Origin of the sequence: Alcanivorax sp., from assembly GCF_051117345.1 — a bacterium.
Taxonomy (GTDB): Bacteria; Pseudomonadota; Gammaproteobacteria; order Pseudomonadales; family Alcanivoracaceae; genus Alcanivorax.
In genome coordinates, this window is the sequence record NZ_JBNPEC010000178.1 from 1 (window position 1) to 7,564 (window position 7,564).

Genomic DNA, 7,564 nt, shown 5'->3' on the forward strand with positions numbered 1-7,564 from the left:
TTTGGAAGGCTGCCAGCGGCAGATACTGGCCATTGGGTATTCGCCCCGGGTAGCCTTGTCCGCGTATCAGGCAGTGGCCTAGCTGGCGGCGTCGATCACTGTTCGGGCCATGGTGGTTGAGTCGCCGGCTCCACCAGCGCCGATGGGCGTGCCAGTCTGCCGGCCGCCGGCTTTCGGGAATCCCCATGACCTGCGCCAGTAACATGGTCTCCTCGAACAACCGTTCCTGGTGTGCGCTATTCAGCGGTTCGATGACCTCCTGGTACACCGTCAGGCAGGAATCCATCCAGACTGTCAGCGCATACAGCAGGGTTTCACTGTCATCCACGTCGAACAGGGTCTTGCGCCGCATGCGCGGACTGTCCAGTGTCAGCAAGGCTTGGTCCAGGTTGCCGAACACCAGTTTCAGCATGAATACCTGCGTGTGCTGAAGCCGTTGTACCAGGTCATGGGAATCCGCCAGTAACTGGGACAGACGACTGTCCGCCAGTGCCAACAGTACCACTCGGCCATGTGCCAGGGAGCTGAGGTTCTCGCGCATCAACTGCCAGCAGATAGAGCCGGGTCCGAACAGGCCCGCATCGGGCTGATGGCATTGTTCGCTGGCCTGGATCAGGCCGGCCTGGATATGGTCGCGGGTCAGTAATTGCGGTAACGCCATGTGCACGCCTCCTTTGTGCAGTGTGGGTTCCAACTACCACCGAGCTGCCCGGTGACAACGTAGCGCTCTAATTTCATCTTACGGGCCTGCCTGATTGAATCTAATCAGGAAATGTGGTGATTTAATGATGTATGGGAACAGTGGCGCAGTTTTTTGTGTCGGAGAGTTAGACGTAGCCCTTACCGGGTTACTCAACGTTACCGCAAAGGAGAAATGTCCATGTTGGGAGAGAATCACAGCATCCACCATGAATTTCCGGATCAGCATCAAAAGATTGACGAGTTGGTCAGTCATGATCCCGGGTTCAAGGCACTGGTGGTGGAGCACGACAAGCTGGACAAGCAGATCCGGGGTCTGGAAATGCGTGAAAGCCCGATTGCCGATCTGGACATGGAGCGTTTAAAGCGGGAACGAATTCGGTTGAAGGATGAGGTGTACCATCGTCTCAATAACGGTGAGGGTTAACCTGAGTATTCAAGAAGGCACGACAAGTGGTCCATAACGAGAAACGGGTTGCGAGGAGCTCGTGCGGGCTTTTTCGTATCTCGTGACTCGCTAGGCCAAACCTAGAAATCCACTCTTCCCGACACGATGAACTGGACATCGTCGACTTCGTCCTGATCTACCAGCGGTGCAGCCACATCCAGATGCAGCACCCGATCCACTCTGAATTTACTGGGGCTCAGGCGTAGCCCCAGTCCCGCGTTAGCCAAGGTGCTGCCGCGGGGCTCCCCCTGTTCCCAGGCTTGCCCTGCGTCCATATAAACGGCTCCGCCCACATAGGCCAGATTGAAAATCTGCCAGTTGGTAAAGCGGCGACGCTCCACGGAAAAGACCCAGCGGCGGTCGCCACGTTGATAGTTGGTGGGGTAGCCGCGAAGGTTATCGTTGCCTCCGATGGTCAGTTGCTCATCCTGGCGCAGATTGCTGCCGGCGTTCAGATTGAGGCGCGCGAACCAGCGATTATTCTGGTTGAGGAAATAATAATAACTGAGGTTCCCACCATAGAGAGTGCTGACAAAGTCATCGTCCTGATAACGCCCGCTTGCAGACAAACCACTGCGAAACAAGTGGTGCTTGCGGATAAAGCGGGTGTTGTTGGTGCTCATGCTGAAAATGATCGACTCGGCATTGCTGCCAAGTGATTCGCTGGCGTGCCCCACTCGTGCAAAGTGATACCAACCCAGGCGAATGTCCTCCTGACGTTGGGCGCGGTTCAGATTTGAGGCTACCAGGTGCTGGTTCTCCTGGTATTCCAGGGACAACCAGGGATAAACGCGGCGCTCGTCCTCGGGCAACGAGGTAGTTTCTTCGGGAACCGCGCTGAAGCGTTCCTCTTCGTCGGTGATCCCCAGCCGCCAGCGGATAACGGCGTTTTCCTTCACCCCCGGCGACCAGCCAACAAACGCTTCGTAACGGTTATCCTCAAGGCGATAGCGATTGACCGTCTGATCGTTTACCTCGATGCGTTCCAGCAGGTTTTCCCGCTGTACGTCGACGCCGCCAGACCAACGGCTGTCCAGTTGATAGAAGGGGCGTACCAGGCCGCCGGACAGGGATTCACCATCACTGGCATTGGTATAGCTAAGATTCAGTTGTACCCGTGCGGGCAACAGAGGGTTGCGGTAGCTGAAGAAATGGCCGCTGCGGTCGGCATCATCGAAGTAGCCGGTGGCGACCCGTTGGCCACTGCCCAGCAGGTTGCTTTCCGTAAAACCGGCACTGGTGCTGTCATCGCCGCCGGAACGTGATGCCGAGGCAGAAGGCGAAAAAGTCCACACATCCCGCACTACCACCAACAGGTCAATGGTGTCTGCACAGACCCTGTGGGGAACGATCATGGCATCGACAAGATAGTCGTTACCGCGCAGCAGTCGCTCATTTTCCCTGAGGTGATCCCGGTCCAGTGCTTCACCACTGGTCAGGATCATCTGTTTTTGCAGGGTGCTTTTCCGGGTCTCGATATGAAGAAAGTTGGCTGCCCGATACAGCCAGTTATCCTCAGCAGGATCGTCTTCATTGAAGATAGGGAGCACGGTGTAGTGGATTTGGCCGATGGAACGCCCTTGGTAACGACTGAAGTCCACTTTCTGGCGGGTCTCGACAAATTCAAACAAGGCCGGATCACCGTAATCGTAGATAACGTTACAGCTTTCATCCGTTGAGGGGGATGCCCAGCTCGCGAAGGGCCACAACAACAGCGCTGCCGTCAGCCAGGAAATGCCAAACCCGGCCCGGGAGAGTTGTTGCCGCTGCGTACCGGGACACAGTGCCTGCATGAACGAACGCCTTACCGGGAGAGCTTTCACTCTACAAAGCCCACGGCGGGCATGACAAGTTTTCTGCCGTACCTGGCACTCTTTCATGTTATTCCAATGTCAGGCTGGCGCTCGGCTCATCCAGTTGCTGGCGGGCGTAGTTAGCGGGCGTAAGCCCCTGGCTGTCCTTGCTGTAGAACAGCCGGGTAACAAAATAAAACTCCTGACCAAAGGGAATGTCCGTCAGTGAAAAGCCCACATTGGGAAGCTGGCCAGGAAAACGCTCCGGGTCGTTGGCCAGTGAAGCATCATCCTGGTAGAGCAGACGGGCAGGGGTGTCAAAGCCCTTCAGGAAAGCCAGCTGGGCGAGCAGATCAAAACCACGGCCGGTGCTGAACCAGATCCAGTTGTCACCCCCCAGCGGCTTGTCGAGCATGGCCTTTTCGGCATCGGACAACCGACCATCCGTGATCGCCAGATTATTGCCGGTCCAACTGGTCATCAGTTGGCTGTCATAGAGCCCGTTGCCGTCCAGGGAAATATCCAGTGCCGGGCGTTTCACGACAGTTTCGGCGATACCTGGCAGGGTGAAGCGACTATGGATCTCCATCTGTTTGGGCATCACCAGAAAATAATTGTTGATGCGTAGCACGGGCACCTTGGCAACAGTTACCGACGTGGACGCGTAAACCAGCGCTGCCAGCGGACCATTGATCACCTGTTTGACCTTGGGATCCAGGTTGTTGTTGTTCAGGGTGATCCGGTTATTTTCGCCGAAGAGGCCGGCGCTGAGGCGTAATTTGAGGGTATCGAGAATACTCTGTCGCTCACCGTTTTCACCCTCAAAGCCGCGAAAATAGAAGTCACTCCAGTTGAACAGGTTGCCGTCTGCCATGCTCAATGCATAGTCGGTGCTTTTGATGGTCATGGACCGCGGGTCGAACTGCACGTAGCGATCGGTATTTTGCAGGTAGGCGTTCTTGATCAGGTAGAAGTAACGGGTTTCGCCACCTTGTTCCACGGCCAGTTCGGCGGCTACCTGTTCGGTAACCGGACCGTCGAGCGGCTGACCGCCATCTTCAAAGCGCAGCAGCAGCCGGTCCTCGGCATCAATACGGGCCGGGTCTCCCACCAGGTCGGTGCTGTCGTCCTGTTCAAAATAGGGGTAACCCTGTTCGGACCATTGCACCCACTGATGTGGTACGGGTGCCAGACGACCGTCCTGCATGGTGAAGAACGAATAGAGCCCGCTCTGCTTTCCCTGCAGGGCGTTGAAGGTGTCGCCGGTAAGCGTAATGATCTGGGCGTGCAAAGTGCCTGACAGAGCCAGGAGAGGAAGTAGCAGGGCGGCCGTCAACGTCGGCAAGCGTTTATTATTCTTCATGTTTTACATCACTGGGCCGGTACAAGCCTACATGATGCGCGTTTAAACCGGGCCGTCAATGGCCCGGTAAACGGGTGGTCAGTTTGCCAGCTCAGGGCGGTCGGAGAAATGCTCAAGTGCCTGCGGATTGGCCAGGGCATTGCGGTTGGTTACCGGGCGCCCGTGGATCACTTCCCGGACTGCCAGTTCGACAATCTTGCCGCTCACCGTGCGTGGAATTTCCGGCACCTCGGCAATCACCGCCGGGACATGGCGAGGTGTGGCACCTTCGCGGATGGCCTTGCGGATTCGCGTTTGCAGCTCTTCGCTGAGGCTGACGCCATCGGCCAGCACCACAAACAGCACCACGCGCACATCCCCTTGCCACTCCTGGCCGACCACAATGGCTTCGCGGATTGCATCCAGGGTTTCTACCTGGCGGTAGATTTCTGCAGTGCCGATGCGAACGCCGCCCGGGTTGAGCACCGCATCGGATCGACCGTGAATGATCAGCCCGTTGTGCTGTTCATGGGGGACCAACTGGGCGTAGTCGCCATGGGCCCAGACGCCGTCAAAGCGGGCGAAGTAGGCCTTGTGGAAACGGCTGCCATCCGGGTCGTTCCAGAACTGTATCGGGCAGCAAGGGAAGGGCTGCCGGCACACCAGCTCGCCTTTGCTGTCTGACAGGGGAGCGCCGTTGTCGTCAAACACGGCAACGTCCATGCCCAGGCCCGGGCACTGCAATTCGCCGCGGTATACCGGCAGTAGCGGGTTGCCGAGAGCAAAGCAGGAAATGATATCGGTACCGCCGGAAATGGAGCTGACCAGCAGATTCGGTTTCACCTGCTCATAGAGGTAGTCGTAACTCTCGTGGAGCAAGGGGGAGCCGGTGGAGAAGAGCGTGCGCAGGGTAGTCAGATCATGGCTTTCGCGGGGCTTGAGGCCGGATTTCTCCACGGCCTGGATGAATTTGGCGCTGGTGCCGAAATGGGTGATGGCTTCGTCATCCACCAGATCGAACAGCCGGGCAGTGCTCGGGTAGGCCGGGTTGCCATCGTAGAGTACCAGGGTGGCGCCGGTATGCAGGCCACACAGCAACCAATTCCACATCATCCAGCCGCAGGTGGTGAAATAGAACAGGGTGTCCTCCGCGCCCACGTCCGCATGCAGCTGCAATTCCTTGGTTTGCTGCAGAAGGGTGCCGCCGGCGCCATGAACGATGCACTTGGGCTGCCCGGTGGTGCCGGAGGAATAGAGAATGAACAGCGGATGATTGAACGGCAGTGCGGCAAAGTCCGGTGCCGGCCCGGCACTGTCCAGCCAGGTTTGCCAGATAAGAGCCCGCCGCACCGGCGTGCTGCTGCCCTTGCCGGGCACCACCACCATCAGCTCCGGTTTCAGGGCATCATGCAGGGCGTCGATACGCTCGCCCAGGTCGATCCACTTGCCGTTGTAGTGGTAGCCATCACAAGCCACCAGCACGGTGGGCTCGATCTGGCCGAAGCGGTCCAGCACGCCGGACACGCCGAAATCCGGCGAACAGGACGACCATACCGCTCCGATCCAGGCGGCGCCCAGAGCGGCGATCACCGTCTCAATACGATTGGGCATGTAGCCGGCGACCCGGTCGCCGGGTTTCACGCCGGCAGCCTGCAACTGGGCGGCTACCTTGCCGGCGGCTACACGCAGATCAGCATAGCTGACCTCGCTGCGGGTGCCATCTTCCAGCACGCTGATCAGCGCCGGGTGGGTATCGTTGCGGCGTAGCAGGTTTTCCGCGTAATTCAGGCGTGCCCGGGGAAACCAGCGGGTGTCCTGGAATTGATCGCGGCGAGTCAGCACCGTGTCGCCGGGCTCACCCACCAGGCCGCAGAAATCCCAGACCTGCTGCCAGAATGCTTCCGGCTGCTCCACAGACCAGCCATGCAGGGCATGGTAATCAGCCAGGGGCAGGCCGCTATGATCACGGGCCTGTTCCCAGAATCTGGCCAGTCGGCAGTGCTGCTGTGATTCGCCCGGTTGCCAAAGCGGTGCGGACATTGTGTTCTCCCCAGTGTCTGGTATGCGGCTGCACGTGGCCGGCGGTTTCTATGGCGTCGTTCGACAGCGACTGTCAGGCGTCAACGCTTTCCTCGAATTCCACCAGCAAGGTGCCTTCGCTGACGCTGTCGCCGGCTGTCACATGAAAATCGTGAACGGTCCCCGGCACCGTAGCGCGCAGGGTGTGCTCCATCTTCATGGCTTCCAGTGTAATTACTGCATCGCCAGCAGCAACGGTATCGCCGGCAGAGACATGCAAGGCCACGATAGTGCCGCTCATGGGCGCGATGAAGCCGGCTTCATCGTCATGCCGGGCACTCTCCCGGCTGGGGTTCAGGGTGACCGCATGGGCCTGGCCGGCCACGAACAACAGCAGGGTGTTGTCATCTTTACGTGCATGGCGTGCGCGCAAACCGCGGTTGCCCCAGTGCAGATTGATGGTCTGCGCATCAATTGTTGCCACAAAGGGGCTTTGCTTGTCGCCGATAGAGGCGGAGCCATCCTGTTCGCGGACCGTGATCAGTTCGCCATCGACCTGGAGCAGAGTCTGCCGGAAGCGCCGGCCCAGAGGCCGCCAGCCCTGGAGACTTTGCCAGGGTGAATTGCCGGTGTTGTCGGTGGCGAATACCTGGCTGGCTGCCAGGGCCAGCAGCTCGGGTTCCGTTCCGGTGGCCTCCAGCAGTTGTGGGTGGTGTTCCAGAAGACGAGTATCCAGTTCGCTATTGGCAAAGGCATCGTCGTTGAGCACCCGGTGCAGGAAGGGGGCATTGTGATGGATGCCGCTCAGTTCCAGGGCTTCCAGGGCGGTGATCAGTTTCTGGCGGGCCTCATTGCGTGATGCTCCATGGCAGATCATCTTGGCGATCATAGGGTCGTAATGGTCGTCCACCCGGTCGCCATTCTCATAACCGGCATCCACCCGGGCCACTTCATGGGGCCAGCGCAGATGGCTGAGCAGGCCGGAGGAGGGCAGGAATCCCTGCTCCGGATTTTCCGCGTACAGGCGCACTTCCATGGCGTGGCCGTGACGCTCGATCTGATGCTGCGCTTTGGGCAGCGGTTCGCCGGCGGCGACTGCGAGCTGCCAGGCAACCAGGTCTTCGCCGGTAATCATTTCCGTCACCGGGTGCTCTACCTGCAGGCGAGTGTTCATTTCCATGAAGTAGAAATGGCCATCGGGTCCGTACAGGAACTCGACGGTGCCGGCACCGCGATAATCAATGGCCTTGGCGGCCTGAACCG

At 58.9% G+C, this 7,564-nt stretch carries 6 protein-coding genes; 1 reads left to right on the forward strand and 5 read right to left on the reverse strand.

Going from position 1 to position 7,564, the window contains the following annotated elements; all coding sequences use genetic code 11:
* Positions 1–661: oxygenase MpaB family protein (locus ACFE0K_RS11405; RefSeq protein ID WP_434536180.1), on the reverse strand; the 661-nt coding region annotated here is incomplete at its 3' end.
* A 219-nt stretch (positions 662–880) separates the two neighbouring features.
* Here ACFE0K_RS11405 and ACFE0K_RS11410 point away from each other — a divergent pair.
* A complete protein-coding gene (locus tag ACFE0K_RS11410; RefSeq protein ID WP_434536181.1) occupies positions 881–1,126 on the forward strand; it encodes a YdcH family protein in 246 nt (81 codons plus the stop codon).
* Positions 1,127–1,227: 101 nt separating this feature from the next.
* On the opposite strand, the gene ACFE0K_RS11415 is transcribed toward ACFE0K_RS11410, so the two are convergent.
* From ACFE0K_RS11415 to ACFE0K_RS11430, 4 genes are all read right to left on the reverse strand, one after another.
* Positions 1,228–2,940, reverse strand: a complete 1,713-nt coding sequence (locus tag ACFE0K_RS11415) for a ShlB/FhaC/HecB family hemolysin secretion/activation protein (RefSeq protein ID WP_434536182.1) — start codon at positions 2,938–2,940, stop codon at positions 1,228–1,230.
* 88 nt (positions 2,941–3,028) lie between these two features.
* The gene (locus ACFE0K_RS11420; RefSeq protein WP_434536183.1) at positions 3,029–4,303 is read right to left on the reverse strand and encodes a hypothetical protein; all 1,275 of its coding nucleotides are present in this window, start codon (positions 4,301–4,303) and stop codon (positions 3,029–3,031) included.
* Between the two features lie 78 nt (positions 4,304–4,381).
* Entirely contained in the window at positions 4,382–6,322 is a 1,941-nt protein-coding gene (locus ACFE0K_RS11425) for an acetoacetate--CoA ligase (protein WP_434536184.1), read from the reverse strand.
* Between the two features lie 73 nt (positions 6,323–6,395).
* Positions 6,396–7,564 (reverse strand): biotin/lipoyl-containing protein (locus ACFE0K_RS11430; RefSeq protein ID WP_434536185.1); only part of this gene is annotated, 1,169 nt, incomplete at its 5' end.